The organism is Kribbella lupini (assembly GCF_039529595.1).
Taxonomy (GTDB): Bacteria; Actinomycetota; Actinomycetes; order Propionibacteriales; family Kribbellaceae; genus Kribbella; species Kribbella lupini.
The window spans coordinates 1178929-1197308 of sequence record NZ_BAAANC010000001.1 but is presented as its reverse complement, the minus strand read 5'-3'; the positions used below and the strand labels follow the sequence as shown (position 1 = coordinate 1197308).

The window sequence follows — 18380 nt, the reverse complement described above, 5'->3', positions numbered from 1 at the left end:
GACTACCCAATCAGCCGCGGTCCTCGATGTCACCCTCGGTCTCCAGTACGGCGGTGCGCAGCGTCTCCAGCGCCTCCTCGGAAGGCTCCGACCACAGCCCCCGCTGCGCCGCCTCGAGCAACCGCTCCGCGATGCCGTGCCGTGCCCACGGGTTGGACTTGCGGAAGAACTCGGCGACCTCGGGGTTGGCGACGTACTCCGTCGTCAGCGTCTCGTACATCCAGTCGTCGACGACGCCGGCGGTAGCGTCGTACCCGAAGAGGTAGTCGACCGTGGCGGCCATCTCGAAGGCGCCCTTGTAGCCGTGGCGCTGCATCGCGGCCATCCAGCGCGGGTTGACGACGCGGGCGCGGAAGACGCGCTTGGTCTCCTCCTCCAGCGTGCGGGTCTTGACCTGGGCCGGTACGGCGGAGTCGCCGATGTAGGCCTTCGGGTTCGACCCGGTCAGGTGGCGGACCATCGCGACCATGCCGCCGTGGTACTGGAAGTAGTCGTCGGAGTCCATGATGTCGTGCTCGCGGGTGTCCGCGTTCTTGGCCGCGACCTGGATCCGCGCGTAGGCGCGTTCCATCGACGGGCGCGCCTCGGCGCCGTCGAGGTCCTTGCCGTAGGCGTAACCGCCCCAGACCGCGTACACCTCGGCCAGTTCGGCGTCGGTGCGCCAGTTGCGCGCGTCGACCAGCGGCAGCAGGCCGGCGCCGTACGAGCCGGGCTTGGAACCGAACACGCGGGCCGTCGAGGATCGCAAATCGTTGCCCGTAGCAACGTCATCGAGGACGTGCGCCCGCAGGTAGTTGTCCTCGGCAGCCTCGTCCAGCGCCGCGACGGTCCGCACGGCCTCGTCCAGCCAGGCGACGACGTGCGGGAACGCGTCCCGGAAGAAGCCCGAGATCCGCACCGTCACGTCGACCCGCGGCCGGCCGAGCTCGGACACCGGCACGACCTCGAAGCCCGACACCCGTCGCGACGCCTCGTCCCACACCGGCCGGCAGCCGAGCAGCCACAGCACCTCGGCGAGGTCGTCGCCCTGGGTCCGCATCGCCGACGTACCCCAGACGGTCAGCCCGACCGATCGTGGCCACTCCCCCGTCTCGGCCTTGTGCCGGGCCAGCAGCGAGTCCGCCAGCGCGACGCCGACGTCCCACGCGTTCCGGCTCGGGATCGCCTTCGGGTCGACGGCGTAGAAGTTGCGGCCCGTCGGCAGCACGTTGACCAGACCGCGCGTCGGCGAGCCCGACGGCCCGGCCTCGACGAAGCGGCCGTCCAGCGCGCGCATTACGTTCGTCAGCTCGTCACCGGTGCGTGCCAGCCGCGGCACGACCTCCTCGCAGGCGAACCGCAGCGACGCCTCCACACCCTCGGACTGCCGGCCCAGCACCTCACCGACGACCACCGGCACCTTCGCGGCGTCCCAGCTCAGCGTCTCCAGCCCCAGCACGAGCTTGCGCGCCACAGCCTCCAGCAGGTCCACACCGTCGGCCGCACTCACCGCAGGCAGGTCAGCCAGCTCCGACAGGGCTGCCAGCTCAGCAGGCACCGCACGACCCGGATCGGCGAGCAGAGCCGCCTCGTCCACGCCGTACGTCGCACCGAGCGCAGCACGCAGCCCCGGTACGGCGCCGGACGTGCCGCCCCACATCTGCGCGGCCCGCAGTACGGCGAGCACCAGGTTGACCCGGGCCTCACCGACCGGACCGCCACCGAGGATGTGCAACCCGTCGCGGATCTGCACGTCCTTGATCTCGCACAGGTAGCCGTCGAGGTGCAGGACGAACTCGTCGAACTCCTCGTCCTCCGGCTTCTCGCTGGTGTGCAGGTCGTGGTGCAGCTGAGCGGCCTGGATCAGCGTCCAGATCTGGGCCCGCAGCGTCGGTACCTTCTCCGGGTCCAGCGCCTGGACGGTGGCGTACTCGTCCAGCAGGTACTCCAGCTTCGCCATGTCGCCGTACGTCTCCGCTCGCGCCATCGGCGGCACCAGGTGGTCCACGACGACGGCGTGCCCACGCCGCTTGGCCTGCGTGCCCTCACCCGGGTCGTTGACGATGAACGGGTACACCAGCGGCAGGTTGCCCAGTACGGCGTCCGGCGCGCAGTCCGCCGCCATGCCGATCCCCTTGCCCGGCAGCCACTCCAGCGTCCCGTGCTTGCCCAGGTGGACCACCGCGTGTGCGCCGAAGCCGCCTTCCTCGACAGGGGCCTCCAGCCAGCGGTACGCCGCCAGGTAGTGGTGCGACGGAGCCATGTCCGGGTCGTGGTAGATCGCCACCGGGTTCTCACCGAACCCGCGGGGCGGCTGGATCATCAGTACGACGTTGCCGAACCGCAGAGCGGCCAGTGCGATCGCCGGCTCGGCACCGGTCGTGTCGACGTACAGAGAGCCCGGCGCCTCGCCCCACGCCTCGGTCATCGCGTCCCGCAGCGTCTCCGGCACCCGGCCGAACCACTGCTGGTACGTCGACAGCGAGATCTTCGCGACCGCGCCGGACAGCTGCTCGTCGGTCAGCCAGTCGACGTCGTGGCCGCCAGCCGCGATCAGGCGGTGGATCAGGCCGTCGGCGCCTTCGGCTCCCTGCAGCTCGTCCAGGTCGAGGTCAGGGCCCAGGTCGTACCCGGCGTCCTTGAGCTGACCGAGCAGGACGACCGCGGACGCGGGAGTGTCCAGGCCGACCGCGTTGCCGATCCGGGCGTGCTTGGTCGGGTACGACGAGAGCACCAGCGCGAGTTTCTTCTCGGCCGGCGGAACGTGCCGCAGCCGGGCGTGCGCGACGGCGATGCCGGCCAGCCGCGTGCAGCGCTCCGGGTCGGGCTGGTAGCTGGCGATGCCTTCGGCGTCGTACGCCTTGAAGGAGAACGGGATCGTGATGATCCGGCCGTCGAACTCCGGGATCGCGACCTGGGTCGCGGCGTCCAGCGGGCTGATCGCAGCATCGCTCTCCAGCCACTGCTCACGGGTCGAGGTGAGCGCGAGGCCCTGGATCAGCGGGATGTCGAGCGACGCGAGGGCACCCGCGTCCCAGGAGTCGTCTCCACCCGCACTCGCACTGGCCGCGACCGTGCCGCCGGCTGCGAGCAGCGTGGTGACCAGTACGTCGCAGCTGCGCAGCAGGTCGAACAGCTGGGCGTTGTCGTCGCTGGACGGGTCCAGGCCACGCAGCGTGCCGCAGTAGACCGGCAGCGGTTGCGCACCGGCCGCGTCGACGGCGTCGGCGAGCGCGTCGACGAACGCGGTGTTGCCGGAGATCTCGTGCGCGCGGTAGTAGACGATGCCGACCACCGGTCGACCGTCCGGCGCGGTGGAACGACCAGCCCGTACGCCGTACGCCGGAAGGCTGTGCGGCGGGTCGAACGTGTCGCCGGTGAGCAGGATCGTGTCGCGGAGGAAGCCGGCCAGGTTGCCCAGGTTCTCCGAGCCGCCCTCGCGCAGGTAGGCCAGCGCCTCGGTCACCGCGCCGGCCGGGACCGTCGACAACGACATCAGCTCGGCGTCCGGCGCGGCCTCACCGCTGAGCACCACCACCGGCAGCCCGGAGGCGACGACGGCGTCGAGCCCCTCCTCCCAGGCCCGGCGACCGCCGAGCAGGCGCACCACGACGACCTCGACACCGTCGAGCAGCGCAGGCAGCTCGCCGACCTCGACCCGCGCCGGGTTGGCGACCTTCCAGCCCGCCTGGGCCTGTGAAGCGGCCAGCAGGTCGGTGTCGGCGGTGGAGAGCAGCAACAGGTTCGCGGGCATGCGCGTCCGGTCCTTCCTCGGGGTGTCCACGCCCCGGGTGGGCAGTTCGACGGCTGCAGTTCCTGACTCCCACGCGAACGTGGTCACAGTGGCGGGACCGCCCCGGACTCACACCGGGTTCCTGCTGACGACCGTCGATGACACCGAGACTCTAGCCGACCGGTTCGCATCGCCTGCGCATCTGTTTCAAGCGCCACACGCGGTTGACCGGCCCGACCGGCTCGGGTGGGCCGGAAGAACAACGGTTTGTTCTGTGGACGCCCTCCGGCTCACCGCAGTCTCTTTCAGTACAGGCCACCCGGCACACACTGAAGGAGACAGCCATGCGCCGCACCGCACACTCGCTGCCGGCGATCCTGGTCGCCGCCGGCCTCACCGCTTCGGTCCTGACCGCCCCGGTCCAGGCCGCCGGCGGAACCCGTTCGGACCCAGCGGTGATCATCAGCTGGAACACGATCGCCACTCGGACGATCTTCACCGAGAACGCCACTCCTATCCCGGCGGCGCCGCTGTACTACAGCTTCGTCTCGCTGGCCGTGTACGACGCGGTGGTCGCGATCGAGGGTCGCTACCAGCCGTACCTGCGGCAGCCGCGGGTGCACGGCCGGGCTTCGTCCGAGGCGGCCGCCGTCACCGCGGCGTACGAAGTGCTGCGGTACTACTTCCCTGCCTCGGCCGGACACCTCACGACCGACCACACCGCCTCGCTGAACGCCGTACCGGACGGCCGTGCGAAGACGGCCGGAATCGCCGTCGGGCGGACTGCGGCCGCCAAGCTGATCCGCGCGCGGCAAGGCGACGGGCGGGGAGCGGCGATCACCTTCGACCGGGCTCCGGCCATTGGCGTCTGGCGTCCGACACCGGAGGCCTTCGCGCCGATGGCTGTGCCCTGGCTCGGCTTCGTCCGGCCGCTCGTGCTGAACTCGCCGACCCAGCTGCGGCTGCCCGGACCGGATCCGCTGCGCTCGAAGGACTACGCCCGGGAATTCGCCGAGGTGAAGGCGATGGGTTCGGCGACCGGCTCGCACCGAACGGGTGCCCAGACCGAGACCGCGATGTTCTGGAGCGCCAACGCGGTGCTGCAGTACCAGGTGTCGCTCGGCCAGGAGCTCGGTGCGCGGGGCTGGAGCTTCCTGCGCACCGCACGGGCCTTCGCGCTGCTCGGCACCGGAACGGCTGACGCGTTGGTCTCCTGCTGGCGGGCGAAGTACGACTACGGCTACTGGCGGCCGATCACCGCGATCCGGCTGGCTGGTGAGGACGGCAACCGGGCGACCAAGCCCGACCCGACCTGGACCCCACTCGTGCCGACGCCGCCGTACCCCGACTACGTGAGCGGGCACGCCTGCGTGACCGGCGCCGCGACCGAGACGTTCGGCCACCTCTTCGGTCGCCGCTCGATCGACGTCGACATCGCGTCCTCGGTCACCGCGACCACCCGGCACTACCGGACCACCGCGGCTTTGGACGCGGAGACGATGAACGCGCGGATCTGGCTGGGGCTGCACTTCCGGCAGGCCATGGTCGACGGCAACCGGCTCGGCCATCGCGCTGCCGCGTGGACCATCGCCCACGAGCTGCGCTGATCCCTAGTGGCCGCCCGCTGAGTAGTGGGCGGCCAGGAGGTCCTGGCCCCAGTCGTTGTCGAGGTCTCGCCAGACGGAGTGGATGTGGTTGGCGTCGGACTGGGTGTTGTCGTACTCGGCGAGGAAGGTGGGGCCGGCGATCGAGTAGTAGTGGCCGGCGCCGGGCTGGAGGGCTCCGGCCCAGGCGAAGGTGAGCCGCTCGAGGCCCTGGTCGCGCAGCCTTGCCCAGGCTCGTTCGGCGATCGGCTGGGCGGCTCGGCCGACGTACTGGTCGAGCAGGCGGGTGAAGAGGTCCCGCTGGGAGTCCTGCAGGTCGCCGTACGCGATGCCTCGGTGCAGGAGAGAGCCGTCGGCCACCGGGTCGTGGCGGGTGAGGATGTCGTCCGGAGCGTCGGCGGAGACGACCGCGGCCTCACGCTGCGCCGGGTCGAGGGCGTGGAGGAGCTGGAAGCCCAGGTCCTGCTCGGCGGCCAGGAAGCGGCGGCCGGCGTACGGGCCCTGGAGGACCTCGGCCGGGTTGGAGCCGATGAAGTTGGGGACGAAGGAGACCTGGTCGCCGACCAGTGTCACGTGCAGAGCCAGGTGGTGGCCGTTGAGCCGCCAGGCCCACGGGTCCGTGCCGGACGGGTCGCCGAGGATGCGCAGGAAGTAGCGCTCCCCCACGACCGTGCCGTGCCAGCCGCCGGTCGCACCGACGTCCGGCAGCTCGCGCAGGATGATCTCGGCGGCCATCGTGGCCAGTGCGTCACCCACTCCGCGCCGGCTGCAGGCCAGCTCCAGGAGGCGATGCACATGCTGCTCCTGCTCAGGAGTCAGCTCCGCGAGCTGCACGCCGGGCCGCTCCCCCGGCAGATAGGTCCACTCCCGATGGTCCGGTGTGTCGAACGGCGCCGTGGCCTTCGCCCGCTGCTCCGGCGTCAGCGCCTCCAGCAACTCCAGCGCGGTCTTGCGGGTCTGCTCTACAACCATGCCGAACGCTCCCCATCCTTCGGTTCGTAGTGCGTCCATTGCTCGAACGGCCGATCCAGCTTGTACCGGAAGTTCGGCTGCCGCAGCAGCACGCGCGTCTCGGCGTTGCCCGGGTTGCGCAGCGTCTCGAAGAACTTCACCGACCAGTGGAACCACCGCATGCAGAACAGCCGCATCGTCAGCCCGTGCGACACCAGCAGCACGTTGCGCGGCGAGTCCGGCTGCTCGAAGTCGCGGTGCATCGTCTCCAGGAAGCTGGACACCCGGTCGTACACGTCCGAGCCCGACTCACCGTGGGTGAACCGGTAGAAGAAGTGCCCGTACGAGTCGCGCAACTGCTCCTGCCGCTCGATGTCCTCGGTGTCCTGGAAGTTCGCCCAGTCCTGCTCGCGCAGCCGCGGTTCCTCGCGCGCGATGCCGATCAGGTCGTCCAGCCCGAGCGAGTCCAGCGTCTGCAGCGTCCGCAGGTACGGCGAGACGTACACCCGCACCGGCTCGCCCTCGAACAGCGTGCGCAGGTACTTGCCCGCCTCGGCCGCCTGCTCGTGCCCGTGTGGCGTCAGCGGCACGGCGTGGTCGGGCACCGTCTCGTAGATCTTCTTGTCCAGGTTGGCGACCGACTCGCCGTGCCGGATCAACGCGATCCGCAGCGGCCGCTGACTCAGATGCATCATGCTCCCCGTCCTGTACGCCGTGAGTTGCTCCCGGCGCCGGCCTGTCGCCCGAGCCGCGTCGCCGCCACCGCCAGGATCGCCGCGGTCCCCGCCGCGCCGTACGAGACGCGCCGGGCCAGCAAGGCCGTACGGCGTACGTCCGTGACACCCGGCCGGAGTCCGTCGCCGAGCGTGCCGCGGTCCTCGACCTCCTCGCCGTACGTGTTGGTCCCGCCGAGCCGCAGGTCGAGCGCGCCGGCGAACGACGCCTCGACCGGTCCCGCGTTCGGGCTGGGATGGCCGCCGGCGTCGCGCCGCCAGATCCGCCAGACCTCGCGCGGCCGGCCGGACGTGAGTCCGGTCAGCACCGCGCACACCCGGGCCGGCAGCAGGTTGACCAGGTCGTCGAACCGCGCCGACGCCCACCCGAACCTGAGGTACCGCGCCGACTTGTAACCGACCATCGCGTCGAGCGTGTTCGCCGCGCGGTAGCCGATCAGCCCCGGTACGCCGAGCAGCCCGCCCCAGACGAGCGGCGCCACGGTCGCATCCGAGGTGTTCTCGGCGATCGACTCCACGGTCGCGCGGGCCAGCTCGTCGGCATCGAGGTCCGTGGCGTCGCGACTGCACAGGTGGCTCAGCCGCTCCCGCGCCGCCGGGAGGTTCTTCGCCTCCAGCAGGCCGGACATCACCGAGGCCTCGCGCTCGAGGCTTCGCCCGCCCAGCACGGCCCAGGTCGCGGCGGCCGTCACCAGCGTGCGCGCGATCGGCCGGTCCTTGGTGAGCCGCTCGGCGACCACGCCCGCGGCGGTGACCGAACCGACCAGCACGGCCGCGTACGCCGTACCGGCTGCTCGTGAGTCGGCGTACGCGACGCCCTCGAGCCGGGCGGCCGCTCGGCCGAAGCCGGCGACCGGATGGAAGCGCCGCGGATCGCCGAGGACGCGGTCGGCGGCGAAGCCGAGGATCAGGCCGAGTGCTCTGGACACGGAACGCAGTCTGCCATTCCGGTCCGCTCCGCAAGCCCGCTACATCAGATCTGCCCGGGATGTGGAAAAGTAACCACCATGGGAATTGCTGACCTGCTGCGCGGGGTGGAGGGCCAAGGCGCGTTCGGCGTCTGGCTCGGCCGGGCGGACGGCACCGCGGTGTTCACGCACGAGGCGGAGCGGACGCACTACTCGGCGAGCACGATGAAACTGCCGGTCGCGATGGCGATGCTGCGCAAGGTCGACGCGGGCGAGCTCGCGCTGGACCAGCCGGTGACCGTGCACAACGACTTCGCGTCGGCGGCCGGTGGCCGGTTCGGCGTGAACCGCGCCGAGGACGAGGCGCCGGCGACCTGGGAGAAGCTCGGCTCGGACGTGCCGCTGAGCTGGCTGGCCCGGGAGATGATCACGCGCTCGAGCAACCTCGCGACCAACCTGGTGCTGGAGCTGGTCGGAGCCGAGGCTGCCAACGCGGTGCTGGCCGAGTACGGGAAGGACGAGAGCGTGATCCGGCGCGGGATCGACGACTCCCCCGCGCAGCAGGCCGGGATCAGCAACCTGATGAGCCCGGCCGGCCTGGCCGGCGTACTGGTTGCTGTCAGCAACGATGAGTCCGGGCAGTACCTGCGCGACCTGCTCGCCGCGAACGAGTGGAACGGCGAGATCCCCGCGGGCGTTCCCGCCGGCACTCGCGTCGAGCACAAGAACGGCTGGGACCTGCGGATCCGGCACGACGGCGGCATCGTCCGCCCGGCCGACGCCGATCCCTTCGTCCTGGTCGTCTGTACGACGTCCGAGCTGGCCGATCGCGACGCGCAGCAGCTGATCGCGGCGATCGCGGCTGAGGCCTGGCAGCACCGGCACGACCTCGGGGCGGTGCGGTAGATGAAGCTCTCCACCCACCTGGTCTCGGCTCCCCTGCACACGCCGTTCGTCACGGCGCTCCGGACAGCGACGCACGCCGAGTCGCTGCTGGTGTCGATCAGCGACGGCGAGCACACCGGCTGGGGCGAGGCCCCGCAGGTCTGGAAGGTGACCGGCGAATCGCTGGCCGGCGCGCAGGCCTGCGTCGAAGGCCCGATCGCCACCGCGCTCGACGGGCTCGGGCCCGACGACCTGACCGAGGCACTGCGGCGTCTGCAGGGCGCGGCGCAGGGCAACTTCGGCGCGAAGGCCGCGGTCGACGTCGCGCTGCACGACCTCGCGGCCCGGCGCGTCGGGCGGACGCTGCACGGTTTCCTCGGCTCGACCGCGACGACCGTACGGACCGACGTGACGCTGTCGGCCGGTGACCCCGACGCGCTCGTCAGGGCGGCGCAGGACCGGGTGCGCGACGGGTTCGACGTACTCAAGGTGAAGGTCGGGACCGGCGATGCGGCCGCCGACTTCGAGCGCGTACGCCGGGTGCGCGAGGCCGTCGGGCCCGAGCCGCGGATCCGCCTCGACGCGAACCAGGGCTGGAACCGCCGCGACGCCGTCACCGCCATCCGCGCGCTGGAGGACGCGGGCTGCGCGATCGAACTGGTCGAGCAACCGGTCGCCGCGGCCGACCTGGAAGGCATGGCCTGGATCACCGACCGGGTCAGCACGCCGATCCTGGCCGACGAGAGCGTGTACGGCGTCCGCGACCTGGTGAACGTGATCCGGCTCGGCGCGGCCGACCTGGTCAACGTGAAGCTCGCCAAGTGCGGCGGGCTCGGGCCGGCCCGGACGCTGCTGGAGCTGGCGCGCGAGCACGGGCTCGGCGCGATCGTCGGCTCGATGATGGAGAGCCACGTCGGCGTCGGCGCGGCGGCCGCGCTGGTCGCGGCGTACCCGACGACCGCCGTCAACGATCTCGACGCCGCGTGGTGGCTTCGGCAAGCGCCGGTCGACGGCGGGATCACCTATGCAGGGTCCACCATCCACCTGCCCTCGAATCCTGGGCTCGGCGTGACAGGCTTGATCGCATGAAGGTAGTAGCCGCCAAGGTTCCGGTCAGCACCGTATGGACCTCCCCCGAAGCACCGCGCGACATCGACGCCCCCGCGGTCGCCGCCGCGCCCGACGTCGCCGCGTGGGCCCAGTCGATGGACACCGAGACCCGGCTCGGCCTGCACGGCCGCACGCTGACGCAGCTCCTGTACGGCGAACCGGTGATCGTCCGCTCCGAGCGCGACGGCTGGTCGGAGATCGTCGCCCCGTGGCAACCGTCGTCCCAGGACGACCTCGGCTACCCGGGCTGGGTCCCGTCCGCGCACCTGGGCGAACTGCCGGAGTCCGCGACCGCCCCGGTCGCTGTGGCTGTCCCGGTCACGTCGCTGACCGCTGAGCCGGGCACCGGAGCCTTGGCCGAACTGTCTTTCGGCACGGTGCTTTCGTCTGTCGAGCACGTCGACGGCTTCACCCGCGTCGCTCTCGCGGACGGAAACTTCGGCTGGTTGACCGACGAATCTCTTCGGGTGGTCAACACTCCGGCCACCTCCGAGGAGCGCCTGCGACTCGGCTCGCTCTTCCTCGGGCTCGAGTACCTGTGGGGCGGCACCTCGGCGTACGGGCTGGACTGCTCGGGTCTGATCCACACAGTCAGTCGCGTGCTCGGCCAGCGCATCCCCCGCGACGCGCACGACCAGGCCGACGCGCTGGAGTCGGTGCCGATCGACGAGGTGAAGCCGGGCGACCTGTACTTCTTCGCCCGTCCCGGCAAAGAGGTCCACCACGTCGGCTTCGTCTCCGCCGAAGGAATGCTGCACGCCTCGGAGACCGGCAAGGTCCTGGAGAACGAGGCTCTTCTCCCCGAACGCCGTGAAACTCTGGTCGCCGCCGCTCGACTCTGAAGAACAACAAATAGCCCTCACCAATCGGTGAGGGCTATTTGTCTGTCAGGTCAGGGCTTCTTCGAGTCCGTCTCGTGCGGCTCCGGCTCGGACAGGCCGTCGATCTCGGCCTTGGTCGCCGGGTGGACCGCGTCCTGCGGGCGCTGGGTGGTGGTGGCCTCGTCCAGCTCGCCACCGCCGGCCTCTGCGGCCACGGCGTCGCCACCGGTGGTCCCGTTGGCCGCCTCGTCCGCCGCGATCCTGCGGGACTTCCACAGGCTCAGCACCGTGGTGATGCCCAGCGTCACGATGATGAAGCCGAGCGACACCGAGATCGGGATCTCCGGCGCCCACTTGATGTGCTCGCCACCGTTGATGAACGGCAGCTCGTTCTCGTGCATCGCGTGGAAGACGAGCTTCACCCCGATGAACGCGAGCACCACCGACAGGCCGATCGACAGGTAGATCAGGCGCTTCAGCAGGTCACCGAGCAGGAAGTACAGCTGCCGCAGGCCCATCAGCGCGAAGACGTTGGCGGTGAAGACCAGGAACGGCTCCTGGGTCAGGCCGTAGATCGCCGGGATCGAGTCCAGCGCGAACAGCAGGTCCGTCGTACCGAGGGCGACGATGACGATCGCCATCGGGGTGACGAGCCGCTTGCCGTTCTTGACGACGGTCAGCTTGACGCCGTTGTACTCGTCGGTCGCGTTCAGCCGCTTGCGGGCGAACCGGATGACCGCGTTCTCCTTGTAGTCCTCGTCGTCGTTCTCGCCCTGCATCGCCAGGTGCACCGCGGTGTAGACCAGGAACGCGCCGAACAGGTAGAAGACCCAGGAGAACTGGTTGATCGCGGCCGCGCCGACCGCGATGAAGATGCCGCGGAAGAACAGCGCCAGGATGATGCCGATCAGCAACGCCGTCTGCTGGTACTTCCTGGGCACCTGGAACCTGGACATGATGATCAGGAAGATGAACAGGTTGTCGACGCTCAGGCTGTACTCGGTCAGCCAGCCGGCGAAGAACTCCCCGGCGTACTGACCGCCGGAGAACGCCCAGACCCCGAGGCCGAAGACGACCGCGAGACCGACGTAGAACGCGATCGCGGTGGCCGATTCCTTGGTGGTGGGCTCGTGCGGGCGCCGGCCGATGATGAAGACGTCGAACGCCAGCAGGGCGAGCAGGACTCCGACCGTGATGTACCAGACGTAATCGTGGACGTGCACAGGCAACCTCCGGAGCGCAAGCGAAAGTGGACTCCGAAGGTCTCTTCCGCCGGGCTCGAACTCTCGGGCCTGGCCGGCGGTACCGGGCGAGGAGACGAACTCCCTGACCGTGATGACGATACCGTCGCGAAGGAATACTCCCCTTCAAACTGCCACCATTCTGGCGGGTCGATGTCCGAGTTTCCAAATCGGCGGTCCGGTACCCGTATGTCGGTCTGATCACGCTCCGGAGCGGGAATAACCTCGCTGCGTGATCAGGTTGGTGTCTGGGTGGTGTGCCCTGGTGGGCGCCGGCTCTTCGGCAGCTTCCCGACCACGGTCGTGTACGACGCGTCGACCAGCTCGAGAATCTCGTCATCCGGTACGGCGCCGCCCAGGCGGACCGTGTTCCAGCCCGACCGGCCGATGTAGGCCATCTTGCTGACGTCCTCGGGATAGGCGTTCACCAGCTCGTCGGCCTCGTCCCGGTTGGCCCCGCACTTGATCCCGACCGTCTGGTCGCCGAGGAAGGCGAAGATCTTCTCGCTCACCTTCGCGACCACGTCGCCCTCCCACGGCTCGTCCTGCCACGCGCCCGGCTTGGCCAGACAGTGCTCGAGCAGTTCCTTCCCGGTCAGTCGCATCGCCCACCTCCTGGGCTGAACGATACGACCGCGAGCTCAGAGCCCGAAGCCGCCGGACGCCTCCAAAACCTGGGCGGTGACCCATCGGGTCTCGTCGGAGATCAGCGCCGCGATGACCTGGCCGACGTCGTCGGGGTCGCCGACACGACCGAAGGCGGTCTTGGCGGCCAGGGCCGGGATGACCTCGGGGTACTTGTCGAACGCGTCGCCGCCGAGGCGGGTCAGCGTGGAGCCGGGCGCCACGGCGTTGACACGGATCCCGCGCGGGCTGAGCTCCTTCGCGAGGAAGCGGGTCATCACGTTGAGCCCGCCCTTCATCGTGGCGTAGCCGCTGTAGCCCGGCTCGGCGTTGGTGTGCATCGAGGAGTTGCTGCTGACGTTGACGATCGCGCTCTGGTCCGCGAGCAGCGGCAGCAGGGTCTGGGTCAGGAAGTACGGCCCCTTCAGCAGTACGGCGTACAGGCGGTCGAAGACCTCCTCGGTGGCCTCGCCGAACGGCTCGGTCTGCGCGAAGCCCGCGTTGTTGACCAGCGCGGCGAGCGTCTCCACCTGCCAGGTCTCCCGCAGCGCCCGGGCGACGGCGTCGCGGAACGCCGGGAAGGTCTCGACCCGCCCGAGGTCGAGCGGCAGCGCGACGGCCGTCCCGCCTTCTTTCTCAATCGCTGAGACAGTGTCGAGCGCGCCCTGCTCGTTGCCGCCGTAGGTGAGAATCACTCCCATCCCCCGCGCGGCGATCCGGAGCGCCGTGCCCCGTCCGATGCCTGAACTGCCACCTGTCACCAGTGCGACCTGCATGAGGTGTCCACCTTGTCCAAAACTGGAGCGCCAGCAGCGCTCTTCCGGAAACCGACACCTCCATTCCACAATCTGACCTGCGGGAACGGTAGAACAATGCGAGCGACCTCTTGCACGATCCTCTCCACCTTCGACTCGGAGCCGCGGCGATGAGCCCGGTCCTGTTCCGCTCCGCCGGCCCGGCCGACGCCGGATCGGTCGCGGATCTGCACGCGGACAGCTGGCGACGGCACTACCGCGGCGCGTACGCCGACGCGTTCCTCGACGGCGACATCGCCGTCGAACGCACCGCGGTCTGGGAGTCCCGGCTGGCCACGCCGACCGGTACGGCGACAGTGCTCGCGGAGTGCGACGGCCGCCTGGTCGGCTTCGTCCACGTGATGCTGGACCACGACCCGGAGTGGGGCAGCCTGGTCGACAACCTCCACGTCCGCCACGACCAGCACCGCCTCGGCATCGGCACCGACCTGCTCACCCGCGCAGCCGCCGCCGTCACCGAGCAGGCGGCGACCAACGCGATGTACCTGTGGGTCCTGGAGCAGAACACCTCCGCCCAGCACTTCTACCGAACCGCCGGCGGCACCGCCGTCGGGAAAGCCCCCGTCCCACCCCCAAGCGGCGACCCGAGCCGCCTCACCGGAAACCCCCACTGCCTCCGCATCGTCTGGCCCGACACCAGCACGTGGGGAGCTATCGCCGACTAGCCGCCCACGCGGCTGGCCCGTGGCCCACGAGCCCACCGTCGCCGCCCGCGCCGATGCCTCCCCAGCGGCTCGATCGTCGCTCTCACCTCCCCCGCCGCTGGACCTGACAGCGTCCGCTGCCGCCTAGGCTGCTTGCCATGACGTCTGTTGTCGTTGCCGCGGTCCAGGCCGGTTCCACGCTGTTCGACACCCCCGCAACCCTGGCCAAAGCCGAGCGGTACCTGCGGGAGGCCGCGTCGGCCGGTGCTCGGCTGGTCGTCCTGCCGGAGGCGTTCCTCGGGGGCTACCCGAAGGGCCTCGACTTCGGGGTCACCGTCGGGTCGAGGTCGCCCGAGGGACGCGACGTCTTCCGCCGGTACTACGACGCCGCGGTCGCGCTCACCGGCCCGGAGATCGAGCGGCTGGCGGAGCTCGCGGCCGAGCTGCGGATCCATGTCGTGGCCGGCGTGATCGAGCGCGATGGTGGGACGTTGTACTGCACGGCGGTGTTCCTCGACCCCGTCGACGGGCTGGTCGCGAAGCACCGCAAGTTGATGCCGACCGCGGCCGAGCGTTTCCTCTGGGGTCAGGGCGACGGCTCGACGCTGCCGGCCGTACGGACGCCCGTCGGCGTGCTCGGTGCGGCGATCTGCTGGGAGAACTACATGCCGCTGCTCCGGCAGACCATGTACTCCAAAGGCGTCGAGCTCTGGTGCGCACCTACGGTGGACGACCGCGAGCAGTGGCAGGCGACGATGCGGCACATCGCCCTCGAGGGCCGCTGCTTCGTGATCAGCGCGAACCAGTACCTGACCCGCGCCGACCTCCCCGACGACGTGCACCCGATCCAGGGCGACGCGCCGGACACGGTCCTGATCGACGGCGGCAGCGTGATCGTCTCACCACTGGGCGAGATCCTGGCCGGCCCGTTGCGCGGCGCCGGAGGAGTCCTGCTCGCCGAACTGGATCTCGAGGACCTCGCCCGCGGCAAGTTCGACTTCGACGCCGCCGGCCACTACGCCCGCCCGGACATCTTCACCCTGCACGTCAACGAAACCGCGCAACACACCGTCCTGCGACCCAACTGACCGCTCCGGCCCCGCAGAAGAACGGGTCAGGAGATGGTTTGGCCGCCGTCGGCGACCAGGACGGCGCCCGTGACGTAGCTGGCTCGCGGGGACGCGAGGAAGAGAACCACTTCCGCGATCTCCTCCGGGGTGCCTGGGCGGCCCAGGGGCCAGGGCACGCTGACCTGCGCCAAGCCTTCTTCCGGCACGAGCTCCAGCAGTTTGTCCGTCCGGATCATGCCGGCGCACACGGCGTTCACCCGGATCCCCGCCGGACCGAACTCGACGGCCCACGACCTGGTCATCGACTCGAGGGCGGCCTTGGTTCCGCTGTACCCGGCCGCGATGGCCATCCCGATCTGGGCGCCGGTCGAGGAAACGTTGACGATCGCGCTGCCCGCGACCATCCGGGGAGCGATGGCGGCGGTCAGGAAGTACGCGCTCCGCAGGTTCACGTCGTACATCAACTGGTACTCCGCGGCCGGCAGCGCCGTCGTCGGAACCATCGGGTAGAACCCGGCGTTGTTGACCAGAATCCCCACCTCGCCGGCCTCGCGCGCCAGCCGTTCGACGTCGTCCAGGATCCCCAGATCAGCCGGTACGAACGTCGCCCGCCCACCGTCGGCTTCGATCAGCTCCACCGTCTCGGCTCCGCGCTCGGCCCGGCGCCCAGTGACGACAACCTCTGCCCCCGCCGCCGCCAGACTGCGGGCAATCGCTCGCCCGATCCCCGACGTCGCCCCGGTCACCAGCGCCCGTTGCCCGGCCAGCTCCTCAGTCATCACCCGATCGAGAATATGGCCGCCATCCCGTCCCCGTACCGACGCGCCGCGCACCCCCACCGAACTGCCTACTGACGCGCCGCGCACCCCCGCCGAACTGCCCACCGACGCGCCGCGCACCCCCACCGAACTGCCCACCGACGCGAACGCCCGGTGTACCTGAACCGGTCTGGCACCCTCGACGGCAAGCCGGTCAAGTCGCGGTCAGGTCGAACCCGGCGACGGCGAGGATCGCGAACGGTGCTCCCGGCCGGGATTGGCGGCGCACCCGTCCGGATGCCCTCGAGTGGTGTCGGCGCTCACCCCTCGTGTGGGTGGCGCCGACGCCTACTTCGCTCCCGCGTTCACCATCTGGCGCAGCTCCTTCTTCAGTTCCGAGATCTCGTCGCGGTACCGCGCCGCGACCTCGAACTGCAGTTCCGCCGCCGCGGTGTGCATCTGATCGGTGAGCTGCTGGATCAAGTCGGCCAGGTCGGACGACGGCAGGCCGCCGGCCAGTTCCTTCGCCTTCTCGCCGGCCTTCTTGCCGCCGCCTGGCACCGGCGCCTTGCCCCGCGACTGCGTCCGGCCGTTGCCGAGCAGCTCGGCGGTGTCGGCGTCCTCGCGGGCCAGCATGTCGGTGATGTCGGCGATCCGCTTGCGCAGCGGCTGCGGGTCGACCCCGTGCGCGGTGTTGTACGCAACCTGCTTGGCGCGCCGCCGGTTGGTCTCGTCGATCGCCATCTCCATCGACGGCGTGATCTTGTCGGCGTACATGAACACCGCACCCGACACGTTGCGCGCCGCACGGCCGATGGTCTGGATCAGCGACCGGCCCGACCGCAGGAAGCCTTCCTTGTCCGCGTCGAGGATCGCGACCAGCGACACCTCGGGCAGGTCGAGGCCCTCCCGTAGCAGGTTGATGCCGACCAGCACGTCGTACTCGCCCATCCGCAGCTCGCGGAGCAGCTCGACCCGGCGCAGCGTGTCGACCTCGCTGTGCAGGTACCTGGTCCGGATGCCCATCTCGAGCAGGTAGTCGGTCAGGTCCTCGGACATCTTCTTGGTCAGCGTGGTGACCAGGACGCGCTCGTTCTTCTCGACCCGCAGCCGGATCTCGTGGATCAGGTCGTCGATCTGGCCCTTGGTCGGCTTGACGATCACCTCGGGGTCGATCAGGCCGGTCGGCCGGATGATCTGCTCGACGAACCCGTCGGACTTGTCCTGCTCGTACTGCCCCGGGGTCGCGGACAGGTACACGGTCTGGCCGATCCGCTCCAGGAACTCCTCCCAGCGCAGCGGCCGGTTGTCCATCGCCGACGGCAGCCGGAAGCCGTGCTCGACCAGGGTCCGCTTGCGGGACATGTCGCCCTCGTACATCCCGCCGATCTGCGGCACGGTGACGTGCGACTCGTCGATCACCAGCAGGAAGTCCTCGGGGAAGTAGTCCAGCAGGCAGTGCGGCGCCGTCCCGGCCTCGCGGCCGTCGGTGTGGCGGGAGTAGTTCTCGATGCCCGAGCAGGTGCCGATCTGGCGCATCATCTCGATGTCGTACGTCGTCCGCATCCGCAGCCGCTGAGCCTCCAGCAGCTGGCCACCGCGCTCCAGCTCGGCCAGCCGGTCGGCCAGCTCCGCCTCGATCGAGTTGATCGCGCGCTCCATCTTCTCCGGCGCGGTGACGTAGTGCGTCGCGGCGCCGATGTAGAGCTCGGTCTCCTCGCTGAGCACCTCGCCGGTGACCGGGTGCAGCGTCATCAGCCGCTCGACCTCGTCGCCGAAGAACTCCACCCGGACCGCGAGCTCCTGGTACACCGGGAAGACCTCGAGCGTGTCGCCGCGGACCCGGAACGTGCCGCGGGTGCCGGCCAGGTCGTTGCGCGCGTACTGCACGCCGACCAGCTTGCGCAGCAGCCCGTCGCGGTCGGTCTCGTCGCCGACCTTCACGTGGATCATCCGGTTCAGGTACTCGTCGGCGGAGCCCAGGCCGTAGATGCAGGACACCGTCGCGACCACGATCACGTCGCGGCGGGTCAGCAGCGACCAGGTCGCCGAGTGCCGCAGCCGCTCGACCTCCTCGTTGATCGAGGAGTCCTTCTCGATGTAGGTGTCGGTCTGCGGGACGTACGCCTCGGGCTGGTAGTAGTCGTAGTACGACACGAAGTACTCGACCGCGTTCTCCGGGAAGAACTGGCGCAGCTCGTTGGCGAACTGCGCGGCGAGCGTCTTGTTCGGCTGCAGGATCAGCATCGGGCGCTGGATCCGCTCGGCCAGCCAGGCCATCGTCGCCGTCTTGCCCGTACCGGTGGCGCCGAGCAGGACGACGTCCTGCTCGCCGGCGTTGATCCGCCGTTCGAGCTCGTCGATCGCGGCCGGCTGGTCACCCGCCGGCTCGAAGTCGGACACCACCTTCAGCGGCGCGACCATACGCTGGAGATCCGAGACCTGTCTCATGCCCTCCACGGTACGACCCCGCGCCGACAGTTTCCGAAATCGCGATCCGTAC

General features: G+C 70.1%; 15 protein-coding genes and 1 riboswitch. Of the genes, 6 read left to right on the top strand and 9 right to left on the bottom strand.

The genetic code is table 11. From position 1 onward, the window contains the following. Positions 1 to 10 precede the first annotated feature (10 nt). Positions 11 to 3733: a cobaltochelatase subunit CobN gene (gene cobN / locus ABD235_RS05415; protein WP_344170326.1), complete on the bottom strand. Its 3723-nt coding sequence runs from the start codon at positions 3731 to 3733 to the stop codon at positions 11 to 13. Positions 3734 to 3767: 34 nt separating this feature from the next. After that, positions 3768 to 3884: riboswitch (cobalamin riboswitch) on the bottom strand. A 172-nt stretch (positions 3885 to 4056) separates the two neighbouring features. Between cobN and ABD235_RS05410 the strand changes: the two genes are divergently transcribed. Beyond that, positions 4057 to 5319, top strand: a complete 1263-nt coding sequence (locus tag ABD235_RS05410) for a vanadium-dependent haloperoxidase (RefSeq protein ID WP_344170323.1) — start codon at positions 4057 to 4059, stop codon at positions 5317 to 5319. A gap of 3 nt (positions 5320 to 5322) precedes the next feature. Here the strand turns inward: ABD235_RS05410 and ABD235_RS05405 are convergent, their stop codons facing one another. The 3 genes from ABD235_RS05405 to ABD235_RS05395 are packed head-to-tail and all read right to left on the bottom strand — an operon-like array spanning position 5323 to position 7930. Next, complete coding sequence (locus tag ABD235_RS05405; protein ID WP_344170320.1) at positions 5323 to 6288, bottom strand: DUF3500 domain-containing protein; 966 nt, start codon at positions 6286 to 6288, stop codon at positions 5323 to 5325. Next, the gene (locus tag ABD235_RS05400; protein ID WP_344170317.1) at positions 6279 to 6962 is read right to left on the bottom strand and encodes a phosphoglycerate mutase family protein; all 684 of its coding nucleotides are present in this window, start codon (positions 6960 to 6962) and stop codon (positions 6279 to 6281) included. Before ABD235_RS05400 ends, ABD235_RS05405 begins: the two co-directional genes overlap by 10 nt. After that, positions 6959 to 7930, bottom strand: coding sequence for a cobalamin biosynthesis protein (locus ABD235_RS05395; protein ID WP_344170314.1), 972 nt, complete (start codon positions 7928 to 7930; stop codon positions 6959 to 6961). Before ABD235_RS05395 ends, ABD235_RS05400 begins: the two co-directional genes overlap by 4 nt. A 78-nt stretch (positions 7931 to 8008) precedes the next feature. Between ABD235_RS05395 and ABD235_RS05390 the strand changes: the two genes are divergently transcribed. From ABD235_RS05390 to ABD235_RS05380, 3 genes are read left to right on the top strand one after another with little or no spacing between them, the layout of a single operon-like run. Then, complete coding sequence (locus ABD235_RS05390) at positions 8009 to 8815, top strand: serine hydrolase (protein WP_344170311.1); 807 nt, start codon at positions 8009 to 8011, stop codon at positions 8813 to 8815. Then, positions 8816 to 9883, top strand: a complete 1068-nt coding sequence (locus tag ABD235_RS05385; RefSeq protein ID WP_344170308.1) for a mandelate racemase/muconate lactonizing enzyme family protein — start codon at positions 8816 to 8818, stop codon at positions 9881 to 9883. Continuing rightward, complete coding sequence (locus tag ABD235_RS05380) at positions 9880 to 10746, top strand: C40 family peptidase (protein ID WP_344170305.1); 867 nt, start codon at positions 9880 to 9882, stop codon at positions 10744 to 10746. Before ABD235_RS05385 ends, ABD235_RS05380 begins: the two co-directional genes overlap by 4 nt. A gap of 50 nt (positions 10747 to 10796) precedes the next feature. Here ABD235_RS05380 and ABD235_RS05375 read toward each other — a convergent pair whose 3' ends face one another. The 3 genes from ABD235_RS05375 to ABD235_RS05365 all read right to left on the bottom strand — a co-directional run bounded on the left by ABD235_RS05375 (position 10797) and on the right by ABD235_RS05365 (position 13366). Beyond that, the gene (locus tag ABD235_RS05375; protein ID WP_344170302.1) at positions 10797 to 11948 is read right to left on the bottom strand and encodes a TerC family protein; all 1152 of its coding nucleotides are present in this window, start codon (positions 11946 to 11948) and stop codon (positions 10797 to 10799) included. A 254-nt stretch (positions 11949 to 12202) separates the two neighbouring features. Beyond that, positions 12203 to 12571 (bottom strand): MmcQ/YjbR family DNA-binding protein, encoded by a 369-nt coding sequence (locus ABD235_RS05370; protein ID WP_344170299.1) that lies wholly within the window; start codon positions 12569 to 12571, stop codon positions 12203 to 12205. 36 nt (positions 12572 to 12607) lie between these two features. Continuing rightward, positions 12608 to 13366 (bottom strand): SDR family NAD(P)-dependent oxidoreductase, encoded by a 759-nt coding sequence (locus tag ABD235_RS05365; protein WP_344170296.1) that lies wholly within the window; start codon positions 13364 to 13366, stop codon positions 12608 to 12610. A 149-nt stretch (positions 13367 to 13515) separates the two neighbouring features. On the opposite strand from ABD235_RS05365, the gene ABD235_RS05360 reads away from it, so the two are divergent. Continuing rightward, the gene (locus ABD235_RS05360) at positions 13516 to 14070 is read left to right on the top strand and encodes a GNAT family N-acetyltransferase (RefSeq protein ID WP_344170293.1); all 555 of its coding nucleotides are present in this window, start codon (positions 13516 to 13518) and stop codon (positions 14068 to 14070) included. Between the two features lie 137 nt (positions 14071 to 14207). Next, positions 14208 to 15137, top strand: a complete 930-nt coding sequence (locus ABD235_RS05355; protein ID WP_344170290.1) for a nitrilase-related carbon-nitrogen hydrolase — start codon at positions 14208 to 14210, stop codon at positions 15135 to 15137. 26 nt (positions 15138 to 15163) lie between these two features. Here ABD235_RS05355 and ABD235_RS05350 read toward each other — a convergent pair whose 3' ends face one another. Both ABD235_RS05350 and uvrB read right to left on the bottom strand, forming a co-directional pair. Continuing rightward, complete coding sequence (locus ABD235_RS05350; RefSeq protein WP_344173660.1) at positions 15164 to 15898, bottom strand: SDR family NAD(P)-dependent oxidoreductase; 735 nt, start codon at positions 15896 to 15898, stop codon at positions 15164 to 15166. A 327-nt stretch (positions 15899 to 16225) separates the two neighbouring features. Further along, positions 16226 to 18328: an excinuclease ABC subunit UvrB gene (gene uvrB, locus ABD235_RS05345; RefSeq protein ID WP_344170288.1), complete on the bottom strand. Its 2103-nt coding sequence runs from the start codon at positions 18326 to 18328 to the stop codon at positions 16226 to 16228. Positions 18329 to 18380 lie beyond the last annotated feature (52 nt).